This window comes from Streptomyces sp. NPDC054813 (genome assembly GCF_053611365.1).
In genome coordinates, this window is the sequence record NZ_JBSHAF010000013.1 from 218,622 (window position 1) to 244,671 (window position 26,050).

Sequence of the window (26,050 nt, forward strand, 5' to 3'; positions counted from 1 at the left end):
CTCCTGGGTGCGAAAAAGGGCCGGGGCCCGTTCGGATCAGCGGCTCGGGGCGGCGCTCACGGTCGGTACTGGCGGAGCGGGAACGGCAGCAGGCGCACCGGTGGTGGGCGGCTGCGGCGAGGGGGCGCGGCCGAGGCTCTGCAAGACCGCTTGGGTGGTGACGGCTTGGGTGTCGCGGACGGCGACGGCCTCTGCGAGGCGGCGGGCGCAGTCGAGGATGTGCGACACCTCGTGGGTGCCGATCTGCCGCTCGGGATGGACGAACTGCTCAAGCCGTTCGCGGTACACGGTGATGCTCTGCTCGGCGAGGGCGAGCTGGTCGTGGCTGCCGAGGAGGGCGGCGAGCATGCCGGGCGGCTGGTCCTGGGCGTGGGCTTGGAGGTCGGTCAGAGCAGCGCCGTACAACTCCTCGATCCGTGCGGCGATCTCAGCGGACGTGGGCTGGGGCAATCGGCGAGGGCTTTCACGGTCGGCGGGGCTGGGCCGCCCCGGCACGCTGGAGTGCCGGGGCAGCGGTGGCAGGGGGCAGGGTGGTCGTGAGCGTCTGCTGGGTCGTGCGGGCAGGCCGGGTCTGCTGGCCGGGCGGAGGCATGCTGCGCAGCAGGTCGCCGAGGGCGGCGCGGTAGCCGTCGCGGGCGTCCAGCGCCGCCTTCAGCCACTGCGCATCGAACCGAAGGTCGTCGGCGGACAGTTCGTCCATGTCGCGCTCGGGCGCCATCGCCTCGTGCACACGATCGCGAATCCGGGCGACCTGTTCCTCAGCCAGGGCCAGGAACGAGCGCAGTTCGAGCGCCCGGGTCAGCGCGGCGGAGGCGTCCGGGGTGGCTGCCGTCTCGTACAGCTTGACGACCGGGGCGCCGAAGACCTCCCGGAGCCGGGCGTCCTGCGTGCAGGGCTTGTCGCGGACGCTCACCGCAGGACTCCTCGGCCTGTTGCGGGCGCCGTCGCGGGTCGGGCCGGCGTGCTGGTGTGCACGGCCGGGCCTCGGCGGGCCCCGCGGCCCAGGCGGGCCAGACGCTCGGCGGCGAGGTCCTTCTTGCCGGGAGCGCTGGGGTCCAGGAGCCAGCGCACGACCATCGCCCGTCCGTCACGCGTGGTCACGGCTGCGGTGACGCGGTGGGCGAGGGCCATCGTCGGGTCGTCGACCTCGCTGGGCTGCGTCTGAAGCGCGGCGAGGAGGTCGTCCTCTGCGCGCTGGAGCGCCGCCTGGGACTCGGTGAGGAGCCCGTGCCACTTCACAACGTCGGTGGCTTCGGGGTTCGCGTCCGGCGCTGCAGCGACGGCGGCGGTCAGGTCGTCCATGCTCATCTCGAAGCGGCGCTCGATCTGTTCGGTGAGCACGCCCACGACATCCTCTATGCCGTCGGACACAGAGAACTCCTTTCCAAAAGGCACGGGAAATGCTGGTCTTCTGCGGAGAAGGGCAGCGAAAGGAGACGGATCAACTCGGCTATTGCGGGGTGGAGTTGAAGGATTTCTCAGTCGAGGCACATGCGGACATCGCGGTAGACGTAGGTGCCGGACACCCAGCCCTTCACACCGGTGGTCTTGTCCGTGATGTAGTGCCAGTTCCCGCTGGTCTTGTGGACGGTGAACTTGTGACCGCGGTAGAGGATGCCGAGGCTGGTGGACTTCGCGGACGTCTTGGAGCGGATGGTCACGGCCTTCGTGTGGACCGTGTACGGGAGCGGCGGGAAGTGGTAGCAGCTGCTGGCTGTTGCCACGGTGGAGACGGTGGCCGCACTGGCTGTTGGGGCGGACAGCCACGGCAGAGCGAGTGCTCCGAGCATCGCGGCGGATATCGCTATTCGGGTGGAGCGCATGCGGAAGTAACCTCCGTACGGGGAAATGGGAATACCGAGAGATGCGGACCGGGCTTGCGCCCCGGCGGCTGTATAAGAGTCCGCGGATTCGCCGGTTTGGCTAACCGGCGATCGTCGGCTATGTTCCGGCCGACTGAGCGGATTGAAGGTCAGCGGCTGCGGCCTGGCGGACGCCGCACAGGAGCTGTCGGCACCGTGCCGGAAGGCCGGGTGGACCGTGCCGTGAGCCTGACCGGCGGCAGAGGAGCGGCTTCGCCGCCCAGGCGGTCGTCACACCAATGCAGGGCCGCGCCGATCGTGGCGAAGCCCCCCTCACGCAGGGTGTGCGTCCACGTGTCGGTGTCCACTTCCTCGTGGAGCACGCGGAACGGCACCGGGCTGCGCTCGTCGAGGGCACGCAGGACCACGACGGTGGTCATGTCGTCAGGGTCGTCCCGGGTGTAGCTGTGCAGGAGGGCGAAGTGGTCCCCGTCGCCCATGAGTCGCTGCTCCAGCGCGCGGGTCGTCTCATCTGCCGGCGCAGTTCCCATGCCGGGCAGCAGGCCGATAGCACCTGGCGGGCAGCCGCGGTGAATGAGCCAGGACTGCGCCATCGCGGGCAAGGGCAGTTCGGCATGCTCGAAACGGAAGGTCCGTCCCGCCAAGTCCCGCTGCAGGTGCAGGGCGACGAGCTGAGGTTCACCCGGGATTCCCCAGGTGGCGGCGCCGTTGTGCAGGACGTAGAAGCTCTGCGCCCCGTGGGGGGTGTGGTGCTCGGCGAGCGCGGTGAGCATGTCCTGCTCGATCCCGATCGCGTGCCAGAACGCGTCCTCGGTCCGCTCATCGGCGGCCTCGAAGTCGTCCAGCCGAAAGTCCAGTTCGGGCGGGGGCATAGGGTCTCTCGGTCGGTGGGCGGGGGTCAACGGCGGTGCCCGGCGGTGCCTGGCCAGGCCCCGGGCCGGGCACGGGCCGGGCCTGCAGTCGTGCTCGGGCGGCCGCTGCCGGCGAGAGCGGCGCGGCCCGCGTCGGTCAACGCGACCGGCTGCCCGGCATGCACGGGATGGCTGGCATCCCGGGAGACCAGCCCGGCCGATTCGAGCCGCTGCAGGTGGGCGTACGGGATCCGGGTGCCGGAGGCGGTGGCCACGGACCTACGCCCCGTCACGAGGTGTTCGTGGAACTTGGCGCCGCCGGCGATGGCCAGCAGCGCCGCCTGGTCGGCTGCCGAAAGCGCCTCCCGGCCGCCCGGCTGTGTACTGCGGGCGGCGGCCTCGATCGGCTCCAGGACGGCGATCACGCACGCCGCGGCATCGTCGCGTTCCTCAGCGGCCTCCTCCAGCTGGTCCACCGTGCGATGGATCCGCGCGAACAGGGCGGAGTCGACGGGGAACTCACCGCTGCTGAGCCGGTGGAGGAGTGTCCGGTAGAAGGTCACGCTGGTCTCGGCCTTGGCCAGCTCGCGGTGCAGGTCCACCAGGCGGGCGTGCCCCTCGTCGAGGGCACCGCGGTCGCGGCGGTCCCAGAGGACGTCGACGTCCTGGCCAGTCGCGGCTTCGACGCGGTGGTCGAGTGGGGAGATGGCACGCCGGGCTGTTCCCGGGGTGGGATCAGGGGGCATCGGCGAGTGCTCCTTGGGTCAGCGGGCATGGTGCTGCGATGAGGGGCCATGGGCCGGGCGGGGCAGGCCGGGCATCACGGAGGGCAGCGGCCCCGGCTTCGGCACAGGCCCACGAGCCGTGAGCTGCGGCGAGCGGGAACGGGCGGCGTGGGTCCGGGCACTTACCGGCCGGCGGGCCATCCCCAGGCGCTGGCCGACGGTGTCGTAGACGTCGTTGCCTGCTCGCGGCCGTACGGCGACGACGTGGATCTCGTTGCGGTGCGCGGACATCGGCGGCGCTGGACGCAGGGCGTAGACGACGCGCCATTCCTTGCGTGCGTCCACGACCAACTTGCGGTAGCCGGACAGGTCACCGGTCAGCTTGGTGCCGAACTGCTCGGCGTTCACCACGTCCTGGAGCTGGGCGAGTGCCAGGTCGCGGATGTCGCTGGGGGCCTGGAGGAGGTCGGTCAGGGCACGGGGGTCGAAGCTGAGGCCGAAGGCCGGCTGCCCGGCGCTCATGACGTCGGCCGGCCCGGTTCACCGGAGCCGGGCGGGTCGGTCTCCGTCGTGTTCGCCTTCTCCGCGCGGGCCGAGGGAGGCGGACCGGGCAGGAGCCGGTGCGCGGGCCGTTCGGGGGAGGTCATGCACGCCGACAGCGGACCGCCGGGCGCCCGGATCGCCGCGATGGCGTGGGTGAGGAAATCCCGATGCCAGACGAACAGCCCGCTCAGACCGGCTTCGGGGTCTTTGTGCTGCTGGTAGGCGAGCCAGAGCGCGTGGAGCCAGGCCACCACATCGTCGTGCGCCTGCCACTGCAGGCACCAGGGCGCCGCCGTGGTGACCTCGGCTCCGTAGACCGGCAGGAGGAAGTCATCGACCCAGTCGCTCAAAGCATCGAGTTCGTCCTCGTACTCCTCACCCTCCAACTCCAGAATCGGGTGCGGCTCGGGTGGAGCCGCCGGGGAAGGTCCGTCGAGCCCCGGCAGGCCGAACGCCGCGAACGGCGAAGGGCCGGTGTCCGGGACGGAGGCGAGGTGGTCGAGCTGCTGGGCCTGCTGGGCAGACTGCTCCATCAGCTTCCGGACGCTGGCCTCAATTCCTTCAAGGTGAGGGTCAGGAACCCGTATCGGCTCCAATTCCCCAGCTTCGTGGGGTTCTACGGATTCAGGCATGAAAAAGAGGGCCTCCTTGAAGCCGTGGAAGAAAGAAGGGGTGAAGGGTCATCGACGATGTGCAGACGACCGCCTGGGAGCACCTCAGCGACGGCCGCTGGAAGGGCCCCAAATACATTCCAGGGGAAGGGCTTTGAAGACTCAGGCGGTCAGGACGACGTCATCCTGGGTGAGGGTCTGACGGACGGCCTCCGTGAGCCGGTCAGCCGCGATGGAGGCGTAGTGCTTCGTCTTCTCCACGCCGATGAAGTCGCAGCCTTCTAGCAGCGCGGCGACGCCCGTGGAGCCGGAGCCGGCGCAGAAGTCGAGCACCGTGCCGCCCGGCGGGGCGATCTTGACCAGCTCGCGCATCACCTCAACAGGCTTCTGCGTGATGTGCTGGCGCTTGGCCCCCGAGGGCTGCGAAGCCGAGTACAGGCCCGGCAGATAGACGGGGTTACGGGAGCCGTCGATCGGCCCGTTGGACGCCCAGACGATGAACTCACAGTTCTGCGTGAACCGGCCCTTCTGCGGCCTGGCCTGCGGCTTGTGCCAGGCCAGCACCCCGCGCCACAGCCAGCCAGCCGCCTGGATCGCGTCCGTCGTGACGGGCAGCTGACGCCAGTCGGTGAACAGCAGCGCCGTCCCGCCGACCTTCGTCAGCCGGTGGGCCTCGGTCATGATCTGCGTGAGCCAGAAGCCGTAGGAGCGCTGGTCCATGTTCTCGCCGGCGAAGTCGGCCAGGCCGTGGCCGGCGTCGGCGGAGGTGTACTTCTGCTTCGCGCTGCGGGAGGTGCGCTCCTTCGCGGTGCGACCGCCGGAGTTGTACGGCGGGTCGGTGATGACCGAGTCAACGCAGTCGTCCGGCAGAGTGGCAAGGACGCTCAGCGCGTCGCCCTGGTGCAGGGAAAAAGGCAAAGAGGTACCCCGATTCGGGTGTGAGAGTGCGGGAGGAAACCCCCGTCGCACGAGAAAAACCCCGCGGGCAGGAATCGGGCATGCAGAAGCCCAAGGCCACAGCCGGGGAAAGGCGAGGGGAGTCCCAAAACTGTAGAGGCGAATCGCCGGTCAACCAAGAAGTGCACTGAAAAGGGGTCGGAATCCGACCCCTCGCGCCAACTTTTTGGTCAACCGGCGATCCGGGCCTAATGTTTTGGAACCGCCCGGCCCACACCGCCGCTGGCCCATCCCTCTCCACGCCTCGCAGAGGTTCCCCCCCTGCCCCGGCACACCTAGCTCACGGCCCGGCCCATTCAGCGAGCGGCAACTCGCCCACGCCGGCCCGCCCCTATCGCCCAGCCACCGGCCGCCGCGCTCCCTTCCACCACGCCCCGCGTACGCGGCACGCCGGACACCGCACCCCGAAGGACCCGTCCATGACACCTCGTTACTCACCCCTGCCCCACAACGTCGCCCCGCGAGCGGGCCGCACCGTTTGAAGGCGCTCGCCGCCGGTATCGGCGTCGTCTTCCTCTCCCCATTTCTCCTCGGCGGCGCGGCCATGATGATGGCCTCCTCCAGCGAAGCCGCCCAGACCAGCACGTTTCAATGCCTGGCCGACCTGGACACCGACGCCGTCGCCGATCAGGTCACCAAGATCCTCGACGGTGCCTCCGCCAAGGACGTCCACATCGAGGGCCTCACTCTGCCTGACGAGCAGATCCCCAACGCCCAGACCATCGTCGCCACCGGCATCAGCCTCGACGTGCCCAAGAAGGGCCAGATCATCGCGCTCGCCACCGCGATGCAGGAGTCCCGGCTGCGCAACCTGGGCTCCGGGGACCGCGACTCGCTGGGTCTGTTCCAGCAACGCCCCAGCCAGGGGTGGGGCACAGCTCAACAGATCCACGACCCTGTCTACGCCTCCGAGCAGTTCTACAAGCATCTGCTGAAGGTCGGCGGCTGGCAGCAGATGACCGTCACGCAGGCCGCCCAGGAAGTGCAGAGGTCTGGCTATCCAGACGCGTACGCCCAGTGGGAACCGCTCGCGACCGCGCTGCAGAAGGCCATCGCCGCAACCTTCCCCACCACCGGCAAGGACACCGCCGACAGGGACATCGAGACCCCGCCCTCCACGTCCGGCTGCGGCACCACGAGCGACGGTTCGGCCTTCGGGCCAATCCCCGAGGGGGCCATCCCCAAGGGCTACAAGATCCCGAAGGACACCGACCCTCGGGCGCGCAAGGCGATCGTCTGGGCGATGCAGCAACTCGGCACGATGTACCAGTGGGGCGGCTCCTGCACCAACCCCCGCGGTGAAGACCCCATGGGCCGCTGCGACTGCAGCTCGCTGATGCAGCAGGCGTACGCAAAGGCCGGGATCACACTCACCCGCACCACGTATACCCAGGTCAATGAGGGCAAGGCCGTCTCTCCGAAGGCCCTGCAGCCCGGTGACTTGATCTTCAGCCGCGGCACCGCCGCCCGCCCCGAGCACGTCGGCATGTACCTCGGCGAGGGCCTCGTCATCGAGGCCCCGCGCACATCCAGGCCCGTCCGGATCACCGCGATCAAGGACTGGGCCGTCCTGGCGGCGCGCCGCGTCCTCTGACGCCAGCCCCGCTCGCGCCTCTCGCGCTCTTTCCCTCTCTTCACCTCTGCCGGGCCCTGTGGCCCGCGCGCAAGGAGCCCCGCCACACCCATGACCCCACTCGCCGACCGCTTCATCCAGCTCGCCTACGACCCGGGTATCTCCCCCAAGGGCGGTGGCCTGCCTGGCCTGGCCGTCCTGAAGAACGTCGTCAACTCGATTAACTTGTTCGGCATCGTGGCCGTCGTCGGCGCGCTTGCCGTGTCGCTCGGCGTCTGGGCGTGGGGCCACCACACCGGTGGCCACCAGGCCGAGGCGAACGGGAAGAAGGGCGCGGTCGTCGCGGCCGGCGCCGCGCTCGGCCTCGGTGCCGCCAACGGCATCGTCGCGTTCTTCTCCGCCCTCGGCTCCCAGGTCCGCTGATGCGCAAACCGTCTTTCTCCCTGGCGGGCTACGGCGTCGGCTGGTCTGCGAACCGTCGTGCCGCCCTGGTGGCAATCGGTCTGGCCTGCCTGCTCGCCGTCGCCGGCGCGACCGCCTACCTCACCGGCCGCGGCGAACAGCACCGTTCCTCGTCCAGCAGCCCTGCAGCACCCTCGTCGACCAGCCCGGCAACCTCGGACGGCACGCAGAAACCGGCGGCCGACACAGGGTCGGTGCCCCGGCCGCCGCGAATCTCGGATCCCCTCGCGTTCGCCAAGGCCGCCGCCGAGATGCTCTGGTCCTACGACACCCGCGACACCAGCAACGAGCAGCAGCTCACCGGCATGCAGGCGTGGATGACGACTGAGAGCGAGTACAGCGACTGGGCCTCGGTCTCCGCGCAGATGCCCACCCCGGCGCTCTGGGCGCGCATGGCCGACCAGCAGCAGCGCGCCACCGCCACAGTCTCTGAGGCCCACTACCCGGCCGCCTTCAAGCAGGCCCTCGCCGAAGATCCTTCGGCGATCACCGAGGCGTACATCTACGCCGTCACCGTCACCGGCCAGCAGACGATCGCCTGGGCCAAGGGCGGCCACGGGGCGGAGGACCGCTCCATCACCCTCGCCGTGCAGTGCCGTCCCTCGGCCGACTGCTCCCTCGTCGCCATCGCCCCGCGCGTCGCGCCCTGACCGAAAGGAGTCCCCATGGGGTTCTGTGACCTCCCCCTCGCGGACAAGGTCTGCGCGGTCGGCGAAGCCGTGGATTTCGCCTCCGACCCCGGCAAGGCCATCGGCGACTGGATGGCCAAGAGTGCCGGCGAACTCGCCGCAGCCTCGGCCGACCTCGCCGCCAAGGCGGTCGACGCCACCACCCGCGTCGACCTCAACGCATCGTGGTTCCGCGACAACTACGAGACGATCCTCCCCATCGGCCTGGTCATCCTCGTGGCCACGTTCTGCGCCCAGCTCGTTCGCGCCGCGATCCGACGCGACGGGCAAGCCCTGACGCAGGCGTTCACCGGCACCGCGTCCGGCGTGATCTTCGCCTTCGCCGCCATTGCGCTGACCACCGTCGCGATCGAAGTGGTCGACGCGCTGTCGGCCGGGCTCCTCAAAGCCTCCAACCTGTCGATCGAGACCGCGGTTCGCCGCATCGTCAAGGTCAGCCAGATCAGTGCCCTCTCGGGCCTCGGATGGCTGGTGATGGTGTTCGCCGCCCTCGGCGCCGCGATCGGCGCCGTCCTCTACTGGTGCGTGATGATGGCGCGCAAGGTGGGCATCCTGGTGATGGTCACCCTGGCCGTCTTTGCCGGGGCCGGCGGCGGCTGGGAAGCCGCGCGCCGCTGGCGCAAGGGCTGGATCGAGGCCACCGCCACCCTCGTCGTCTCGAAACTGTTGATGACGATCATCTTCGTGCTCGGGATCGCCGCGATGGGCAAGACCGAGTCGAAGGACGGCCTGGCCGCGCTCGCCGACGTCATGGCCGGCATCGTCATCATGGTCTTGATCCTGTTGTGCCCCTACGCAACCTTCAAGTTCGTCCACTGGGCTGCCGAAGGATCCGACGGACAGTCCCTGCACCGTGCCGGCGGCGCCGGTGCCCAGCTCGCCAAGCAGCATGCCGAGCGCGCCGGGAAGAAGGCCGCCGCGATGGCGGCCACCGCCGGAACCGGCGGCGCCGCAGCGGGCGCCGGAGCCGCCCCGCAGGGCCCGGACACCATTCCCGGTGGCGGCGGATTCCCTGGCGACATCGCGCCCAGCCCGAGTGGTGGAGGCGCAGGCCAGGAGGGTTCCCAGAACGGCGGCACAGGTGTCTCGTCAGCGGGCGAGGCCGTCAAGTCCGGCCTGGAGAAGGCCGTGCAGCCCGCGCCGACCAGCGTCTCCGACGACACCAGCGGCCAGATGGGCGGCGCCCCGGGACCGGGCGGCTCCGGAGGGGGTGCCGCAGCCGGCGGCCAGGCCGGCGGATGGCAGTCCGCCCCGCCGACCACGACCCCGCCGCCGCAGGGCGCCCCGCCGTCCCCCGGCTCACAGATCGCCGCGAACAGCGGCACAGCGTCCCCGCCGCCGCCCCCGGCCGGCCTCTGAGCATCTGTCCGATCCCTGGGGGCGGGACGTGCCCATCACCTCCCGCCCCCAGGGCCCCGCCCGCGCCCTCCAGGACCAGCCCCTTGTCTGATCTCTCCGTCGCCCCGGTCACGGTGAAATTCCCGCACCGGTCCCGCCGCGGCATCCTCCTCGGCCTCTCCCTCCCGCAACTCGTCCTCGTTTCCTCGGCGTTGGCGCTGCTGCTGGTGACGGTCGTCTCCACCGGTCTGCTCGGCGCCATCGCTCTGACCCCGCTGTGGGCGGCGGTCGCCGCGCTCGTCGCGACCCGCCGGCACGGCCGCTCCCTCATCGACTGGGCGCCCATCGTCGCCCGCTACGCCAACCGCCGCCGCACCGGGCAGACCCTCTGGCTCGCCCGGCCCGTCACCCGGCCCCGACAGGACGGCATCCTCCACCTGCCCGGCACCACCGCCTCCCTCAAAGTCGTCACCCCCGGCGACTCCGCCAACGGCGCCGCCGCCGTCCACGACCCGCACCAGCAGACCCTCACCGCCGTCGCCCGCGTCACCTCCCGAGCCTTCGCCCTGCTCGACCCCGCGACGCAGAACCACCACGTGACCGGCTGGGGACGGGCCCTGGCGGGCATCGCCCGCACCGGACACATCGCCACCGTGCAGGTCCTGGAGCGCACCGTCCCCGACTCCGGCGACACCCTCACCCGCCACTGGACCCAGCACGGCCAGCCCCAGACCCCGGTCGCCGGGCAGATCTACTCCGAACTCGTCGCCTCCGCCGGCCCCGCCGCCGCCCCACACGAGACCTACCTCGCCATCTCCCTCGACCTCAAAGCCGCCAAACGGCTGGTATCGCAGGCCGGCGGCGGGCTGCCGGGCGCGTTCACCGTCATGGAGCAGACCACCGCCTCCATCGCCCAAGCCGCCCGCAACGCCGGACTGATGGTCACCGGATGGCTGAACGCCCGGGAGATCGCCGCCGTCATCCGCACCGCCTACGACCCCAAAGCCCTCGCCGCCCTCCAGCACTGGTCCCCCACCGGCCGCGCCGAGGGCGCCCCCCAAGCCGCCGGGCCCGTCGTCCAGGTCGAGGAGTACGACCGGCTCGCCACCGACACCGCCCGCCACGCCACCTACTGGGTGGAGAACTGGCCGCGAACCGAGATGGGGGCCGGCTTTCTGCACGGGATCATGTTCACCGCTGGAGTGCGCCGGAGCCTGTCCCTTATATACGTGCCGCAGGGGCTCGAGTCCGCGCTGCGGGATGTCCAGCGGAAAAAGGCAGCGATCATCGCGGATGCCAGCGAACGCGCCCGCCGCGGCCAGGTCGACAGCGAGGAAGACTCCGTCGAATACGCCGACGTCAAACAGCGCGAGCGCCAGCTCATCGCCGGGCACGCCGACGTCGCCCTGACCGGCCTGGTCACCGTCACCGCCGAGACCGACGCCCTCCTTGACGCGGCCTGCGCCCAGATCGAGACCGCCGCCGTCACCGCCGGCGTCGACCTGCGCCGCCTCAACTACCAGCAGCCCGACGCCTTCACCCTCGCCGCACTGCCCCTCGCCCGCACCGCCCTGTGAGGAATCCGCTCACAGAGGCGCCCCTGTCCCGCCACGGCGACAGGAAGGAATCGCACCCCTTTGACCTCTCGTACGCGTCCGAACGACGCGCACCCCTACCTCCGAGCCGCGAGCGCCGGAGTCCGCCATCACACCCGTGCCCTGACCCGGCCAGCCCTCACCTCCGCGGTGGGCGTGGACCGCGTACACCTCGACGTGCTCCACGCCCACCTCACCGCCCTGCACCAACTCCTCGACCAGCTCGCCGAATCCGCCCGCCCGCCGCATCCCGCCGCAGGCCGGCACCTCGCCACCGCGCACACCCGGCTCTGGCAGGCGACCGCCGCCGTGCACGACGCCTTCCACCTCCTGCCCGCCGCCTCCGCAGACGCGGCCGAGTGCCATCCGGAACGGCTCCCGGAGGGACCGCCGGTCCTCACGATCTGCCAGCGCCACCTGGCCGCCGGACACATCGTCCGCCGCAAGACCACCCCCACCGACCTCAACCGCCCGCACACCACCGCGTGCGTGCGATGAGCACCACCCGCCGAAACGAGGGCCCCCGATGAGCCACCGGCCCGCCCGCCGCGCCGCCGCCAGCCCTCTGTTCACCCCGCACGGCACCGACCGGGCCAGCCGCAGGGCAGCCCGCCGCCAGCTCGCCGAAGCCACCGCCAAGGCCCGCGCCGAAGCCACCGCCCACCCGGCAGGCGCCGCCCCCACCGCATACGCCTCACCCGCTCCCCTTTACCCGCCGAGCGGGCGCCCGGGGCCCGCCTCCGCCCGCGGGAACCGGCTCCGCCTGCCCTCGCATCGCATGACCACCGCCATCGCAGCCGGCGCATACCCCTTCCTCGCCGAAGGCGGCCTCGGCGCCGAAGGCATCTACGTCGGCCGTGACGTGCACGCGGAAGCCAGCTTCGTGTTCGACCCCTTCGCGCTGTACGGCAAGATCGAGGGGTTCACCAACCCCAACATCCTGCTTGCCGGCGTGATCGGTCAGGGAAAGTCCGCACTCGCGAAGTCGTTCGCGCTGCGCTCCGTCGCCTTCGGCTACCGCGTCTATGTCCCCTGCGACCCCAAGGGCGAGTGGACTCCCGTCGCCAAGGCGCTCGGCGGCACGTCCGTCGCTCTCGGTCCCGGACTGCCCGGCAAGCTCAACCCCCTGGACGCCGCCCCGCGACCGGACAGCGTGGCCGAGGCCGACTGGGTCGGGGAGATCCGCAAGAGGCGCCTCCTGCTGCTCGGTTCGCTGGCCCGGACGGTCCTGGGCCGGGACCTGCTGCCGATGGAGCACACCGCCCTCGACGTCGCTCTCGACGCCGTCGTCACCCGCGCCGCCGACTCCGGCCGTACACCGCTTCTCGGCGACGTCGCCGCCGCTCTCAACAACCCGACCGCGCTCGACGAGGCAGCCGGGATGATGTCCGGACGGCTCGGGGAAGCGGCCCGCGACCTCGCCCATGCCATGCGCCGCCTGGTCCACGGCGACTTGGCCGGCATGTTCGACGCGCCCTCCACTGTGGCGTTCGACCCCCGCTCGCCGATGCTCACCATCGACCTGTCCCGGCTCGGCGGGTCCGGCGACGACACCGCGCTCGTCCTCGCCATGACCTGCGCCTCCGCGTGGATGGAATCAGCCCTCACCGACCCGAACGGCGGCCGGCGCTGGATCGTCTACGACGAAGCATGGCGCCTGATGCGCCACCCCGGCCTTCTCCAGCGCATGCAGGCCCAGTGGAAGCTGAGCCGTGGCCTGGGCATCGCCAACTTGATGGTGATCCACCGACTGTCCGACCTGCTCACCGCCGGCGACGCCGGATCACGCGGACGGGCCCTGGCCGAAGGTCTGCTCGCCGACTGCTCCACCCGCATCATCTACCGACAGGAGACCGACCAACTCCACGCCGCAGCAGGGCTTCTGGGCCTGACCTCGGTGGAGACCGACGCGATCTCCCACCTCAACCGGGGCCGGGGCTTGTGGAAGGTGGCCGGGCGCAGCTTCATCGTGCAGCACCTCCTGCACCCCCACGAACTGGCGCTCTTCGACACCGACGCCCGCATGCACTGAAAAGCAAGAGGCTCATGAATTCCGACGCCCAGCGCGAACTGATACCTCGCGACGCCACCCTCCACCTTATCGGCGCGCTCGACGACATGAAGGCCAAACTCCTCGACGCCGCCGAGCAGTGGCAGCTGCTGGACGAGACCGGTCATGTGCCGGCCACGCCGTCCTACGCCGATCTGCTCCAGCATGCCGCCGACGCGCAGGCCCTCTCCCGCGACGTCGTCCGCATGACTGCCGAATTCGCCCGGACCGCCCACAGCACGAACCGCGCCGGCAGCGCCGTACTCGCCCACCTCGCGACGGCGGCCACCGCGTCGAGCCACGCAGCCCCGTACTTCGCCGAGACAGCGGAGAGGGCCCTTTCCCTGCCCCGGTCCTCCAGCCCGACCGACCGGTACTACCGGGAAAACCGCATGGTCATCGACCACGCCACGGCGCGCGCCTATCTGCGGCGCACGTCGGAATCGCTCCGCGACGCGGTCAAGGAACTCGACGCCCACCTCGACTTCCACCGCTTCTTCCCCACACTTTCCCGTCGGGAGAGCCCGGCGCCCCCGACGCCCAGGCCGAGCGCACGCCACCGGTAGCCCGCACCGAAGCATCCACGCCGGCATCACCCTCTCAAGGAGTCCCCTGAACCGCCCCGCCCACTTCAGCGACGCCGACTGGGCCGAGTACCAGCAGTGCCAGGCCGAGCACGACGACCTCATGGCGCAGGTCGCCGAGCGCGAAGCCCAGTTGGAACACGGCTTGATCAACGCCTACGACGAGTACGAATTCGACTTCACCCCTCTTCCGGAGCCAAAGCCCAGTCCCACTCGCCGGACCCCTCCGCTGCGCCACGCACCCTCGCGCGGGAGAAGCCGTGGTCGCTGAGGACAAGAACACCCCGCCCGCCTCCCACACCGACGCCCGCCGCACGTCCGCGCTTGCGCCGCTCCCCGACCACCGCAACGTGGACACCGCCTGGTGGCAGGAGCTGTGGCGCCGCCACGCGCACATCACCACGCCGCTGCGGCAGCGCGGGCTGGAGTGCGACATCGAGTTCGGCCTCAGCGCGTACATCGTGCGCGTATCACTCCCCGACGACAGTTACCTGATCATCGGCCCGCCGCAGGAGCCCTCCTGCGACCGTCCGCCAGGGGACCCGCAGGGGTGGATCGTGACCCGCCAGCATCCCGACGACCAGGCGCTGTTCGAAGTGATCTACGACTCGGCCCCCTCCGCCCCTGAGCGGCCCGAAGCCCGCCACGGCGGCAACGCCACGCACCTGATCGAGGCGATCGACCAGCGGCTCACCCAGCTCGGGCTGCTGCCCGCTGTCTCCTCGTCCACCGCAAGCGCGCACGTGTCCGCAGCCACGCCGACGCTCCGCGCGCCCAAGACCCCGGACGTCTGCGACAACGCGGACCGCACCTCCGTCTACGTCTACGGCGACGCGCTCCTCGCTCTCACCGACCGGCTCAACGCAACCGAGTCGCATGCGGACGCCGCCGCCCTGCTTCACCAGATCCTGGACCCCACCAGCGGCCTGCTGGAGCGGCTCGGCGAGTTCTTCGAAGCAGCCGGGGAGAAAGCCAAGGAAGCCGAGCAGGACGACGGATTCGACCTCCACTACGACCTTGAGGACGCCGCGGCCACCGTGCGCAGTCTCGGTGAGGACCTGCACACCGCTGTCGACCGCATGCGTGCCCTGGCCCCCGCGCGCCAGACCACCAGCACTGCCCTCCCTTCGGGCCCAAGCCCGGGGCTGCCGACGGCGAAGATCCCCATGCCGGGTCGCACCCGGTGACCAGGCACGCCCGACGCTCACTGCGCAGTCGTCTGCCTCGACGACCTGGAACGTATCGCCTTCCCGGAATGGTGAGGTCCACGAGCCGCGGGCCCGACTTCGTGGCCTCCCGCCTGGCCGGGGGTGGCCCGGATGACGGTCCGCGTCGCCGCCGGGGAGGTGCACGCTGCGCTACCTCGGCACTCCCTCGGGGCCTGAGATACGGGCCGCGATGAGCGCCGGGCGCATCGGCTGCATGACCACCCCCGCGCAAGGCAGCCGGATCCCCGAGGGCGCGCTGTATGCCTGTGACAACTCCAAGTTCGGCAGCGACGGCAAGGGCCGCTACTGGCCCGGCGCCGAAGCGTGGTTCGCCTGGCTGTACCGGACCGTTGAACGGTACGGGCCGGATCGCTGCCTGTGGGCGCTCGCCCCGGACCAGCCGTTCGACGCCGCCGGCACCCTCGCCGAGTCCCTGCCGTGGCTGGCCCGCATCCGCGAACTGGGCATCCCCGCTGCCTACGCGGCCCAGGACGGCTGCGATGCACCCGGGCTGCTGCCGTGGGACAGCTTCGACGTCCTGTTCCTGGCCGGATCGACCGAGTGGAAACTCGGCCCGGTCGCCGAACGGCTGGCCCGCGAGGCGAAGGCCCGCGGCAAGGGCGTGCACATGGGCCGCGTCAACTCCCGGACACGTCTGGGGATAGCCGAGTGGTTCGGCTGCGACAGCGCCGACGGCACCTACCTCGCGTACGGGCCCGACAAGAACCTGCCCAAGCTCCTCAACTGGCTCGCCGAACTCGACGGCCACCCCTCCCTCATCGGCGGCACACAGCCCTTCGCCGTCCTCGACGCAACCTCGACGGCTCCGCCCCCGCGAGCAGACCTCCGACGACGCGTACTGCCAGGTCACGAGGCTGCCATGAGATCGAAGAAACACCCGCCCACGGCGACAAGCGATGCAGCCCCCGCATTCCCGACACCACGAGGTCCACGAGCCAGAACCCGCTGAACAGTCGACGCCGCACCGGGCTGCAGCAACTGTCCTCGAACCTCGCGGCGCCTCCGAGCCCCTCGGACTGCTCGACCACACCGGCCACTCCCCCGCCCCCTGCCCGTGCGCACGCCACGGACGCGGACTATGGCGGGTCGCCGGCCGGACCTTCATCGTCCACCATCAACTCCACCCGCACGGGCTGGCGTTGTTCAACACTGACGGCCCTACAGAAAAGCCCTATGCCCTCTATTAGCCTCGGCGATCACGACCAGATCGGTGTCATCGCCCTCACCAGCAACGACGCACCCGCGGTTCGGCGTGGAATACCACTTGCCCCGTATCCTCCCGGACGCAGGCTCTCCCGCCGCGGGGAAGCGCGTCGAGGAACTATGGCGCGATAACCAGGAACGGGAGTACCGCCGTTCACGGCGTGAGGTCGCCCGGATCGTCACCTCCGGCAGCGATCTGGAAGCCCTTGCCCATGGTCTTTCTCGCCGCCTGCCCGGCGAATGGACGTTCCACGTAACCGACTTCGACGAGCCGGGCAGCCAGCTCGACTTCCTCGACGAGCTGTGGGACAACGCATGCCTGGCCAGCGCCTGGATGCAATTCCACGTTTCCCGCGCCGCGATTCTCACCGGCCCCAGCCGCCTCCAGCTCGTCGTGATCGACCGCCCGCTGCACCACGAACAGGTCCTCGTCGGCGCGCTATCCCTGCACGGCATCACCCACGACTACTTCGGCGACGACAACGCCCCGCACGCGATCGCGGTCCCCTCCGAGGCGGCCCGCGCCGCGCACACGGTCACCCGACGGCTCCTGCCCCGCTACCACCAGGCCGCCCGCCGCCTGCGTACCAAGCAGCACGCCACCAGCCCTGTCGAGGAATGAATGCGCTGTCCCGCAGTTCTCACCCAGCGCACCGATCTGTCTGCCTTCGCCCGCGCCCTCGCCCAGCGGCTGCCGGGTACCTGGACGAGCACCTACCACCGCTATACCGACGACGAGTTCCCACTCGACCACGGCGTCTGGGACACCGGTGAGCCCAGCTGGGCCGTCGGCCAGAGACTCGGCCAGCACGCCGTGCTCGACGGACCCGACCGCCAGCAGCTGTACGTCCTCGACCGGCAACGCAGCCCGGGCCAGTTCCTGGTCGTCCCGCCCATCCCTGACAGCTTCCAGCCCCACCACTTCCGCCGTGTGGACGAGCCAGGCGGCATCGCTGTCCCGGGCGATCCCGCGCGCGCCGCCGCCGACGTCGTACGCCGCGTCCTGCCGCGTTACCAGCACGCACTGGCCGCGGTGCGCCACAACGCCCGCCTCCAGCCCGACCCCGTACGCCGTGCCGAACCCGCCGCGGTCACCCAGACCGTCACGCTCATCTGGTACCGGGACGGAGCCTTCGGCGCCCCGTACGACAGCGTGCCCGCCGAGGTCCGCATGCTCTTGTACGGCTACGGCTTCCAGTACCGCCCGCCCGAAGGCGCCCTCCTCCTGCCCGCCGACTTCAACGGCATTGACGAGGGCATGGCGCGCATTCAGGCGGTCGCACGCCGTCTGACCGAGCAGGGCTTCGGCGTGAACCTCCGTCCCGCCGCATCGGCCGCCTCCGCGCCTCCGCCACCGCCGCCCACGAAGACGGCGCCGACACGCAGCCGCTGACCGCGAAGGCACCAACCCCGCACGAGCCACACCTCCCCTCGCCCGCCCCAGAGCCTGGAGTTGCCCTTGGTATCTGATCTTGACCAGCGGATGCTGCTGCACGACGTGGCCGACCGGCTCAACACCGTGGCCGACCACCTCCCGCTCACCGACCAAGTCCACCCCGACCCGGGGCTGAGCGAGATCCTGGACGACGAAGTCCGGCAACTCGCCCGCCTGCTGGGCTACCTGGTCGGCGAGAGCGCCTTTCGCCACCGGGCCGCCATCCGCTACCCCCACCAGCCCACGGCCACCGACCGCCGCACCACCCTCGCGCTGGCGAGCGCCGCCCAGCCAGTCGGTGCCGCGCTCGCCGCCCTCGGCGCCGCCGTCCGCCACCTCGGCCTCCTGGCCCACCTCACCCACCAGCCGCCCAGTCCCGCCCGCGACCGGTCGGTCACCACCGCACATCAGGGGCTAGTGGACCGCATCGGTGACGCCCGTACGCACCTCGCCCGCGCCGCGAAACAACTGCGCGCTGCCGCCGACACCCAGGTGACGCCCTCCGTGGCCGCGCCGCGCCCGCCCGCAGCTTCCGCTGCCACATCCCGTAACCGCTGACCCGCCCCCTTCCCCGGAGCATCCTCATTCCCCTGCACACCTCCGCCCGCCGCACCGCCCTGCTGCTCTCCGCCGCCGTGTCCGTCACCCTGACCGTGACCGCCTGCGTTTCTTCCGGCAGCGCCGACGACCCCGCCACCGCCCGGGCCACGCACACCGTCTCCCCCACCCCGACCGCCGAGCCGGCGCTGACGAAGAAGGCGGCTCTCGCCCAGATCACCCGCTACTCCAAGATCAACAACGAGGCCAACGCCGACAACAACCGCCAGTTGCTCGACACGATCGAGGACGGCCCGCTGTATGCGATGTCGGTCGCGGACTACAAGCAGGACGAGGGCCTGCCCAAGGCCGACCGCGAGAAGTACAAGCCGTGGTCGTACTATCTCGCCGCCACCGACGTCTACATCCCCCGCTTCACCGCCGGCCAGCCCAAGTGGTTCGCCGCCGTCACCTACAGCGGCAAGAACAACAAGTACGCCCGCGTCCTGATCATGGCCGAACAGGCCAAGGCCAGGCGGTGGGAGATGGTCGCCGCCGTCGACCTCGACGACAAGAAGCAGATCCCGGAGATCGCTCTCAACGCGGACGGCTACGCCACCGCCGTCGACGCCACCTCCACCAAGGCCGTCGCCGCGCCCGTCGACGTGCTGCGTACGGCTGTCCTCGACAACTTCGCCACCGGCGGCACAATGAGCGGCAAGAAGGTCTACGCCACGACGAAGACGTCCACCCGGCAGATCAAGGTCCACGACGAGACCATCCACAAGTTCGGCAGCCGCGGCACCACCGAGTTCACCTCCGCTGCCACCGAGTTCCCTGACAGTTACGCGCTCAAGACCACCGACGGCGACGCGCTCGTGGTCTTCGCGCACACGCACACCCAGCGCGACGCGGTTGCCCACTCCGGGCTGCAGATCGTGCCGGAGAAGGACGACCGCGCCTGGCTCAAGGACAAGCCGAGCCCGTACTTCACCTACACCTTCAACTGCTCCGACGTCGCCACCGTCCCGGCCACGCCGGGCAAGTCGAAGCTGATCGGCTACACCTGCCGCCGCACCGCTGCCGAGGGCCTGTCCACTTCCTCGGCAGCGTGAGCATGAGCCACTCGCGCCCCGAATCACCCTCGCCCGTGGCCGGCTTCGCCGCCGCGCTCGCCGAGCACCTGCCCGGCCGCTGGCAGGCCGGACCGGCCACCACCCTCGTGGCGCAGGAGGCCAGCAACGACCGGATCTGGCACAGCGGTCCGCTGGCGTACGCCGCCCTCAACGCGGCCGACGTCCAGCGGTGCGTGCTCACCTCCCCCTACGGCCTGCAGCTGTACGTCCTGCCACGGCCACACCGATCCGGCCAGTTCCTCGTGCTGCCGATGCTGCCCGCCGGCTGCCATCAGGAGCACGTGAAAGGACTCCCCAGCCCTCGCGGCATCGCGGTGCCGGCCGACCCCGTCAGGGCCGCATCCGCGGTGCGCCGGCGGATGCTGCTGGAGTACCGCTTCGCCTCGCTGCCCGCACTGCGAGCGGCCAGCGTCGGCCACCTCCAGGTACAGGTCACCTTCGACGCCGAGCGCCGTCCCCGCATCCGTACGACCTACGTCCGCGCCCTGATCGAGCTGCTCGCGCGGGACGGCTTCCTGCTGGACCCTGCCACGGGCGACTGCCACCTGCCGGACAGCCTCCCCGACGAACAGATCAGCCGCCAGCTCATCAAGAGCCTCGAACGCCTCCGGCACCTCGACTTCAACGTGTCCGTGCGCTCCAGTGTCCCGCCCGGTTCCCCCTCCCGCCCACCCGCGCCGCGGGCGAACCTGCCGAAGGGCCCGAGCCGATGAGCATCCCTCACGGCGATTTTGTCCGCGGGCGCCTGGGCCTGTGGCAGCGCCGCATCCAGGAAACCGCCGACTTTCTGGTCCTGGCACAGACCGGTACTCCCCAAGCGGGCTTGCTGCCCGTGCTCGACCAGCTCGTCGCCCTGCACAACCTGGCCTCCGGTCTCGTCTCCGACCTGCGCCAGTCTGCCGAGAGTTCCCTCACCGGCACCGACGTCGGTCGTCAGTACCTGCGCCGCCACGCACCTGAGCACGGCCGTGACCGGTCTTGCCGACGCCCACCGGCTCACGTCCCGTCCCGGCAGAGCCGAACCAGTGGGGAGCCAGCTGAACACGACGCTCGGCCACGCCGCTGCGCTGCGCAGCCTCAACCGGGCCCTGCAAGCCGTCACCGCGCCCGCCGAATCCCTTGCCGGCGCGATGCTCCCAGCGTCTGTCGCCGAGCACCGCCGGGCCCCCGACGCCGGCAGTCCGCACCCCACTCGCCGACGTCCCTGAGCCTCAGCGGACTCCCCACTGCATCCGCCCGTGTCCTTGGAGACCCCCTGTCGACCCGCTCTTTCATCGCCCGCCCCACCGGTCTCGGCTACAGCGGCATCTACGTCCATCTCGACGGCGTGCCGAGCCACCACCTGCCCCTGCTCCTCACCGCGTTCCAGCACCGGTTCCGCCGCGATCTGGAGGCCATGTCCCGTCACCTCGTGGACGATGTCGCCGTCGGCTGGGACGAGCTGGGCACCGATCTCCTCGACGGCGCCCCGCCCGCGCTCGCTGCCGCGCTGACCGGCGGCGAACACTGGCCCAGCAGCACCCTGGACAACCTGATCAGCCCGGACGGCTCCTCTCCGGTGCGGATGACGGTGACCGACAAGACCGCCGACGAGCAGGACATGCAGTGGGGATACGTTCTGCACCCTCAGGGGATCGAAGTGATCAGCCTGCTCCACAAGGACATCGGCCGGGTCGTGGACTGGAACACCGATCCACGCACCGTCTTCAGCGACAGTCCCGTGCACTGGGCCTCCATCGCGCCGGCCCCGCTCCTCACACCCGTGCGCGCCGCAGTGCCCCAGGCCACTCCCGCGACGCCCCCGGCGCAGGGCTCCCCGGCCCGCCCCGGCGCTCGCCGCTGACGCTCCTTGCCAGCCCACCCGGAGGAATTCCCCTGCCCACGCCAGCCTCACCCCTGATCACGGTCGTCATCGCCACCCGCCTGTGCGAGGACCGGCTCGGCTACCTGGCCGCCATGCACGCCAGCCTCGCCCGGCAGTCCGTGCCGTGGGAGGCAGTGATCGCGCTTGACGGCGCCGCCCCCGAGCGCCTGCCCGCGCCGCTCGCGGATGACCCGCGTATCCGCACCCTCACGCTGCCCCGCCCGGTCGGCTCCGCCTGCGCCCGCAATCTCGCCCTCACCCAGGTCCGCACCCCGTACGTGAACTGGGCGGACGACGATGACGAGTTCACCGACGACGCCATGGCGGCGCGGCTGACCACCCTGGAGTCCGCGGGCGTGAGCTGGTGCGCCGGGTGGAGCGAGGACCTGCACCCGGACGGCTCGACCAGCCTGTGGCGCTGCCCCACGCCGCCGGGCCGGCACGAGGCCGGCGACGTCATGAACTACTGGGTGCAGCCGCAGGACACGATCCCGATCGGGCCGACCACGATTCTCGCCCGCACCAACCTGGTGCGCGCGGCCCCCATGGGCGGGCTCGTCCAGGGCGAGGACTACATGGCCGCCGTCGGCGTCACCTGCCTCGCGCCGGGGATCCTGCTGCCCGTCCCGGTCTATCGGTACCGCAAACACGCAGGTCAGATGACTCGCCAGGACTCGTACGACGTCCTGGAGTCGCCTATTCGGCAGCACGCGTGGAACTACGGACGCAGCCTGCGAGCCGCCTTCTCCACGCGGGAGACGAGCGATTGGGCGGTCTGATGTCTTCCTCCATCACCCAGGCCACCTTGGATTACCTGGCCCTGCGTCTGGACGAACTGGCCGCCACGTTTCCCCACCAGCCCCGCGGCGGTCGACGTGGTCACGCTGACGGATGACATCGGCGTACTGGCCCACCATCTGCAGTACGCCATCGAGCGCGCGCAGGAGCGATTCACCGCGCCGGAGACGGTCTACCTGCCCGAACGCGTCGCCTTGGCTCGGCTCGCACGGGCCGCTGCCGGGATCGCGGGCGCCCTGGACGTGCTCGCCGAGGCCCTGACCTACGCCACGACCGGCTTCCAGCGAGAGGCCATCCCGGACCTCGCCACCTCTCCTCTGCGCAACGACCCCGAGGCCATGCGGATCGTCACGGCCGAGAAATACGCCGAGGCCGGCGCCCGGCTTCGCGAAACCGCCACAGCCCTGCGCCCCACGCCCGCCCCGGCTGCACCTTCCACGCCGCAGTCAGCCACGGTACGGACGCAGCCGCCTGCCCCCTCGCACGCCGGGTCGCAGCCCCGGCAGCGAGCGCAGCGCTGAGCTCACCGGAAGAACGCCAAATGCCTTCGAATCCCCCCTGCCGAGATCATGCTCACCCTGAGTCCCAACGCTGGCATCGTCGCCGTCGCCCACGGCGAAAGGTACAGGTGGGCAGAGACCGCACTGATGCTCGTCGGATTCCAGCGCCGCGACGAAGACGCTGCCCGAAGGCCGAGCGCGACGCGCGCGTGCTGCCGGTGATCGAGGTATGGCTTGCCGACAGCGTGGTGTTCCTGCGCCAAGCCCGAACTGCCGCCCCGCCCCACCCGCTCGCTGCAAGGGACCACGGTGTCCTCGCGCTCCCGCCGCCCCTGCCCACACCTCCCGGTGCGACACCCGCGCGCCGGTGACCTGAGAAGAGAGACCTCACACCTGTCTGACCACTTCCGCTTCCGCGCCCACCCCGAACACGGCTTCGTGGCCACCGCCACCGCGAACATCCCCGCGCACCTGGCCCACTGGTTCCTCGTCCGCGAGCAGTTCGAGCCTGTCCCCGCTACTCCGGGCCTGTACCGGCTCACCCGCCCCGAACAGAACGGTTTCCGCCGCACTCGCCAGGCCGTCCACGACCTGCGCCGCCACGGCTACGAGGTGCAGGCCGATGACGCCCTCGACCCCGCCCTCACCGCGCCCCCGCCGCAACCGATGGCACGCAACGGGCTGATGGATCGCCGCGCCCGCATCGCGCAGGCCGCCGCCCGCTCCCCCCAACGGCCCTCCGTTGTGGCGGCCACGCCCGACCGGCCCATGCCGCAGCCCGCCGCCACGCCCGTGGCCGGCCATACCCCTGCGGCCGGCAACGGGCGGGGCCGGTGAGCATGAGCGACGAGGCGATCCGCATCTCCCGCGGACAGGGTCGTGAAGTCGAGGTCGCGGGCACCTTCGACGCCTTCGCCGCAGACGTGCTCCGCCGGGCGGGCTTCCTGTTCGAGCCGTCCCTGCGCGGCTACTGGATCCGTCTCCCGTTCGACCTGGGACGGGATTGGGAGAACGAGCACGCGAGCTGGGCCGCAGAGATGCTCACCGCCGCCCGCTACCCAGTGCACCTCGACCCCGACCTCCGCCTCTCCCCTCCCGGCCAGAGCACCCCGTCCGCCCCGCAGCAGCGGCCGGCGATGACCGCACAGGCCCCGCCGGCAGGGCGCCAAGCACGCCGCTGACCTCTACACCAGGAGAACCCGATCCCCGACACCCCCGCGCCCGCGGTCACTGAACCTGCCACCCACGCACGCGACTTCCGCCTGCGCATGGCGGTCATCGACCGGGAGATCGAGACCGCGCTCGACACCACACGAGACCGCCACGGACGGACCGTCCACCACCACGCGGCAGCAGCCGCCCGGGCCCGCCGCAACCAGGCATCCCTCCAGGCGTACGCCACCTACCTCGCCCCGCACGCCGACGCACTGCTCACCGCTGCCCGCCGTGCCCTCGACGCGCTGCCGCCCGCCCGACACACCGCCGGATGGCGGGCCCTGCTCGACAGCCTCGCCACCTCGCACACTGCAATCGCCGAGGTCCTCGACCGGCCCGCCGCCCCCGGATCGGCCGGCGAGCGCGAGCAGCACGCGGCCGTGTGGCCGCATCTCGCCGCGTGGGCGGACCACAGCTACATCGCCGCCAACCTCGCCGACCAGCACCGCAAGCCCGAGGTCTTGCTGACCAACGAAGAACAGCAGATGTGGACCGAGATGGCTCAGGCGGCGCAGCAGCGAGGCGAGCTGGATCTGATCGAGTCGTGGTACGCCGCCGATGGACGGGCTATCACGCTCGCCTACCTGATCGACGACGGTGCCTCGACCGTGATCGCCCTGGCCGGCGACCCGGATGCCCCGGGCTGGGAGGTGATCGGCCATTACGCCAACGAATACGTCGCCGGGCAGGCGCTGCCGCCTGCGGTCCCGCCCGGCGTGCTGCGGCCGGACGTCTCCCGGTTCAACCGCACGGAGCCCTCGCCCGAGGTTTCCCTGCAGGAACTGATCCGTGACGTCACCGAGGCCCGGACCGCCGGCGACGTCTCCGAGGTCCTGCTCACCGCCTCCCAGCGCGGCCACGATGCAGGACCGATCCCCCGTCTCCAGGAACTCCTGGAGATCACAGGCCGGTTCGCGCACGCCCTGGAGACCGTGCAGGGGCGGCAGATCGCCGGCCGGCTCTCCGCGCTGGGCCGGCAGGTCGACTTCCTCACCCGCGAAGTGCGCGAGGCGGCCGAGGACCTCGGCGCGATCGTCGCCGTCCTGCCGCCGCACCGCACCCCCAGGCCACGGATCCGCCCGCGTCCGGCATTGGACGCGACACCTCCAGTGTCCCCTGCCCGTGGCTCGACGCCTGCGCTCCGTCGTTAGAGCGCGGCCCCGACCTGACACCCCAGTAAGCACTGCAAGGACCGCGATGACCACGCAGCCCCTCGCTCAAGATCGCGCTCCGAGCCTCTGCGGCTAGAACTCCACGACGTTGTACAGCGGCAGAAGACCGCCCGTGGTCCCAGGGCATCAGGCCCCTGTTCTGCGGCTTCTCAGCCGGAAGCGCCCCAAGCCACTCTCGTCAGGGCTGCAACGGGCGACAAAATTGACTGCCCGTCACCCAAATGGGTGACGGGTGCCGAAAGTGCCAAGAGACCGACCCGGACGGTCCGACCGAGCGCTCCAGCGTCAACGGAACCCGCCAACCTGCGAGAAGAGCATCCGCCCGCTCCCCATCGACGACCGCATCCGGCAGCCCCCCTGTCGAAATCGACGAGCAATCTCCAGCCGACATTTTCCCCTCCGCCACCCAAATGGGTGAGCTACCAAAAAGTCGGCGAACCGTTTGCGGAACCGTACGCCGCGAATCAAAACCAAATCACCCCGCACCCAATTCGAAACGAAACCAAATCGGCAACGCCAGGCGCGCAAATGAAAGTCGAATGAATTGACAGCTCTCCGGTGAAATCATTTCGGTGGTAGAGTCTTAAGCGTCATCCACAAAGGTGACGGGGCCTGCGCCGCGCCCAAGCAACGACAGGCCCCGTCAGTGCTAGACGTGGATGCCGCCCGGGAGTCCGTTGCGAGCGGACTCCTGGGCGGACCGACTGGTCAGAGCAGCCACGACCTGATCACATGCGCGATGCGCACACCGATCAGCCCGAGTTGAGCTACGAGGACCGCACCCTTCAGCCATGGCCGCAAGGTCATCAGCCGTGGCTGCAAGGCCGCCCATAGGCGACGCCAGATCCTCGATCGCTTCGGCCTTTCGGCCGGTTCTTGCCCTTCCTGCATCACGTCTACCACCCCCTTCCTTTGCCGGGAAAAGGGCTTGCGGGGTTCAACCTATCATCGGGATGACATTGAGCCCGCCGACCGAGAAGATTACGGTCACACCCTCCGGGTCCGCCTCGATAATGACGCGTATAACTTGCCGCACATCACCGGGGTGAGTAATTAAGTGCGCTCGCATCCCCGCGCGTAATCACCACCCACTCTGACGCGAATTCGCAGGTCACAGCCACGTTCTGGCAAGCCTTGAGAGTCACCCGTCTGACCGACGT

30 protein-coding genes are annotated in these 26,050 nt (G+C 70.6%); 21 read left to right on the forward strand and 9 right to left on the reverse strand.

From position 1 onward, the window contains the following. Window positions 1–36: 36 nt before the first annotated feature. The 9 genes from ACWGJB_RS26755 to ACWGJB_RS26795 form a co-directional block, all read right to left on the reverse strand. Window positions 37–450: a hypothetical protein gene (locus tag ACWGJB_RS26755; protein ID WP_453382619.1), complete on the reverse strand. Its 414-nt coding sequence runs from the start codon at window positions 448–450 to the stop codon at window positions 37–39. Window positions 451–463: 13 nt separating this feature from the next. After that, the gene (locus ACWGJB_RS26760; RefSeq protein ID WP_351063746.1) at window positions 464–913 is read right to left on the reverse strand and encodes a hypothetical protein; all 450 of its coding nucleotides are present in this window, start codon (window positions 911–913) and stop codon (window positions 464–466) included. Further along, window positions 910–1,371: a hypothetical protein gene (locus tag ACWGJB_RS26765; RefSeq protein ID WP_453382620.1), complete on the reverse strand. Its 462-nt coding sequence runs from the start codon at window positions 1,369–1,371 to the stop codon at window positions 910–912. Before ACWGJB_RS26765 ends, ACWGJB_RS26760 begins: the two co-directional genes overlap by 4 nt. 107 nt (window positions 1,372–1,478) lie before the next feature. Then, window positions 1,479–1,823, reverse strand: a complete 345-nt coding sequence (locus tag ACWGJB_RS26770) for an SH3 domain-containing protein (RefSeq protein ID WP_453382621.1) — start codon at window positions 1,821–1,823, stop codon at window positions 1,479–1,481. A 149-nt stretch (window positions 1,824–1,972) separates the two neighbouring features. Beyond that, on the reverse strand, window positions 1,973–2,695 hold the full coding sequence (locus ACWGJB_RS26775; RefSeq protein WP_453382622.1) for a hypothetical protein: 723 nt from the start codon (window positions 2,693–2,695) through the stop codon (window positions 1,973–1,975). 26 nt (window positions 2,696–2,721) lie between these two features. Next, window positions 2,722–3,420: a hypothetical protein gene (locus tag ACWGJB_RS26780; RefSeq protein WP_453382623.1), complete on the reverse strand. Its 699-nt coding sequence runs from the start codon at window positions 3,418–3,420 to the stop codon at window positions 2,722–2,724. A gap of 18 nt (window positions 3,421–3,438) precedes the next feature. Continuing rightward, window positions 3,439–3,921, reverse strand: a complete 483-nt coding sequence (locus ACWGJB_RS26785; RefSeq protein ID WP_453382624.1) for a hypothetical protein — start codon at window positions 3,919–3,921, stop codon at window positions 3,439–3,441. Next, window positions 3,918–4,475 carry a DUF4913 domain-containing protein gene (locus tag ACWGJB_RS26790; RefSeq protein WP_453382625.1) on the reverse strand — a complete coding sequence of 186 codons (558 nt, stop codon included), beginning with the start codon at window positions 4,473–4,475 and terminating at the stop codon, window positions 3,918–3,920. Before ACWGJB_RS26790 ends, ACWGJB_RS26785 begins: the two co-directional genes overlap by 4 nt. A gap of 240 nt (window positions 4,476–4,715) precedes the next feature. Continuing rightward, complete coding sequence (locus ACWGJB_RS26795; protein WP_453382626.1) at window positions 4,716–5,471, reverse strand: DNA-methyltransferase; 756 nt, start codon at window positions 5,469–5,471, stop codon at window positions 4,716–4,718. A gap of 517 nt (window positions 5,472–5,988) precedes the next feature. Between ACWGJB_RS26795 and ACWGJB_RS26800 the strand changes: the two genes are divergently transcribed. From ACWGJB_RS26800 to ACWGJB_RS26900, 21 genes are all read left to right on the forward strand, one after another. After that, window positions 5,989–7,104, forward strand: a complete 1,116-nt coding sequence (locus ACWGJB_RS26800; RefSeq protein WP_453382627.1) for a C40 family peptidase — start codon at window positions 5,989–5,991, stop codon at window positions 7,102–7,104. A 90-nt stretch (window positions 7,105–7,194) separates the two neighbouring features. Then, window positions 7,195–7,506: a DUF6112 family protein gene (locus ACWGJB_RS26805; protein WP_453382628.1), complete on the forward strand. Its 312-nt coding sequence runs from the start codon at window positions 7,195–7,197 to the stop codon at window positions 7,504–7,506. Continuing rightward, the gene (locus tag ACWGJB_RS26810; protein ID WP_453382629.1) at window positions 7,506–8,195 is read left to right on the forward strand and encodes a hypothetical protein; all 690 of its coding nucleotides are present in this window, start codon (window positions 7,506–7,508) and stop codon (window positions 8,193–8,195) included. Before ACWGJB_RS26805 ends, ACWGJB_RS26810 begins: the two co-directional genes overlap by 1 nt. A 15-nt stretch (window positions 8,196–8,210) precedes the next feature. After that, window positions 8,211–9,593, forward strand: coding sequence for an SCO6881 family protein (locus ACWGJB_RS26815; RefSeq protein WP_453382630.1), 1,383 nt, complete (start codon window positions 8,211–8,213; stop codon window positions 9,591–9,593). Window positions 9,594–9,676: 83 nt separating this feature from the next. After that, window positions 9,677–11,149 carry an SCO6880 family protein gene (locus ACWGJB_RS26820; RefSeq protein WP_453382631.1) on the forward strand — a complete coding sequence of 491 codons (1,473 nt, stop codon included), beginning with the start codon at window positions 9,677–9,679 and terminating at the stop codon, window positions 11,147–11,149. 60 nt (window positions 11,150–11,209) lie between these two features. Next, window positions 11,210–11,665 (forward strand): DUF6238 family protein, encoded by a 456-nt coding sequence (locus ACWGJB_RS26825; protein ID WP_453382632.1) that lies wholly within the window; start codon window positions 11,210–11,212, stop codon window positions 11,663–11,665. A gap of 28 nt (window positions 11,666–11,693) precedes the next feature. Beyond that, a complete protein-coding gene (locus ACWGJB_RS26830; protein WP_453382633.1) occupies window positions 11,694–13,199 on the forward strand; it encodes a VirB4 family type IV secretion system protein in 1,506 nt (501 codons plus the stop codon). A gap of 14 nt (window positions 13,200–13,213) precedes the next feature. Then, window positions 13,214–13,783 (forward strand): hypothetical protein, encoded by a 570-nt coding sequence (locus ACWGJB_RS26835; RefSeq protein WP_453382634.1) that lies wholly within the window; start codon window positions 13,214–13,216, stop codon window positions 13,781–13,783. A 278-nt stretch (window positions 13,784–14,061) separates the two neighbouring features. Beyond that, window positions 14,062–14,988, forward strand: a complete 927-nt coding sequence (locus tag ACWGJB_RS26840) for a hypothetical protein (protein ID WP_453382635.1) — start codon at window positions 14,062–14,064, stop codon at window positions 14,986–14,988. 235 nt (window positions 14,989–15,223) lie between these two features. Then, complete coding sequence (locus tag ACWGJB_RS26845; RefSeq protein WP_453382636.1) at window positions 15,224–15,979, forward strand: hypothetical protein; 756 nt, start codon at window positions 15,224–15,226, stop codon at window positions 15,977–15,979. A gap of 315 nt (window positions 15,980–16,294) precedes the next feature. Beyond that, window positions 16,295–16,855: a hypothetical protein gene (locus ACWGJB_RS26850; protein WP_453382637.1), complete on the forward strand. Its 561-nt coding sequence runs from the start codon at window positions 16,295–16,297 to the stop codon at window positions 16,853–16,855. Continuing rightward, window positions 16,856–17,626, forward strand: coding sequence for a hypothetical protein (locus ACWGJB_RS26855; protein ID WP_453382638.1), 771 nt, complete (start codon window positions 16,856–16,858; stop codon window positions 17,624–17,626). A gap of 66 nt (window positions 17,627–17,692) precedes the next feature. Then, window positions 17,693–18,226: a hypothetical protein gene (locus ACWGJB_RS26860; RefSeq protein ID WP_453382639.1), complete on the forward strand. Its 534-nt coding sequence runs from the start codon at window positions 17,693–17,695 to the stop codon at window positions 18,224–18,226. Window positions 18,227–18,303: 77 nt separating this feature from the next. Further along, the gene (locus ACWGJB_RS26865; protein ID WP_453382640.1) at window positions 18,304–19,320 is read left to right on the forward strand and encodes a hypothetical protein; all 1,017 of its coding nucleotides are present in this window, start codon (window positions 18,304–18,306) and stop codon (window positions 19,318–19,320) included. A 2-nt stretch (window positions 19,321–19,322) separates the two neighbouring features. Next, a complete protein-coding gene (locus ACWGJB_RS26870) occupies window positions 19,323–20,054 on the forward strand; it encodes a hypothetical protein (RefSeq protein WP_453382641.1) in 732 nt (243 codons plus the stop codon). Window positions 20,055–20,668: 614 nt separating this feature from the next. Continuing rightward, the gene (locus tag ACWGJB_RS26875; RefSeq protein WP_453382642.1) at window positions 20,669–21,184 is read left to right on the forward strand and encodes a hypothetical protein; all 516 of its coding nucleotides are present in this window, start codon (window positions 20,669–20,671) and stop codon (window positions 21,182–21,184) included. Between the two features lie 113 nt (window positions 21,185–21,297). Next, a complete protein-coding gene (locus ACWGJB_RS26880) occupies window positions 21,298–21,984 on the forward strand; it encodes a glycosyltransferase family 2 protein (RefSeq protein WP_453382643.1) in 687 nt (228 codons plus the stop codon). A 96-nt stretch (window positions 21,985–22,080) separates the two neighbouring features. Beyond that, complete coding sequence (locus ACWGJB_RS26885) at window positions 22,081–22,524, forward strand: hypothetical protein (protein WP_453382644.1); 444 nt, start codon at window positions 22,081–22,083, stop codon at window positions 22,522–22,524. A gap of 417 nt (window positions 22,525–22,941) precedes the next feature. After that, entirely contained in the window at window positions 22,942–23,340 is a 399-nt protein-coding gene (locus tag ACWGJB_RS26890) for a hypothetical protein (protein ID WP_453382645.1), read from the forward strand. A 2-nt stretch (window positions 23,341–23,342) separates the two neighbouring features. Further along, entirely contained in the window at window positions 23,343–23,684 is a 342-nt protein-coding gene (locus tag ACWGJB_RS26895; protein ID WP_453382646.1) for a hypothetical protein, read from the forward strand. A gap of 87 nt (window positions 23,685–23,771) precedes the next feature. Further along, complete coding sequence (locus tag ACWGJB_RS26900) at window positions 23,772–24,869, forward strand: hypothetical protein (protein ID WP_453382647.1); 1,098 nt, start codon at window positions 23,772–23,774, stop codon at window positions 24,867–24,869. Window positions 24,870–26,050 lie beyond the last annotated feature (1,181 nt).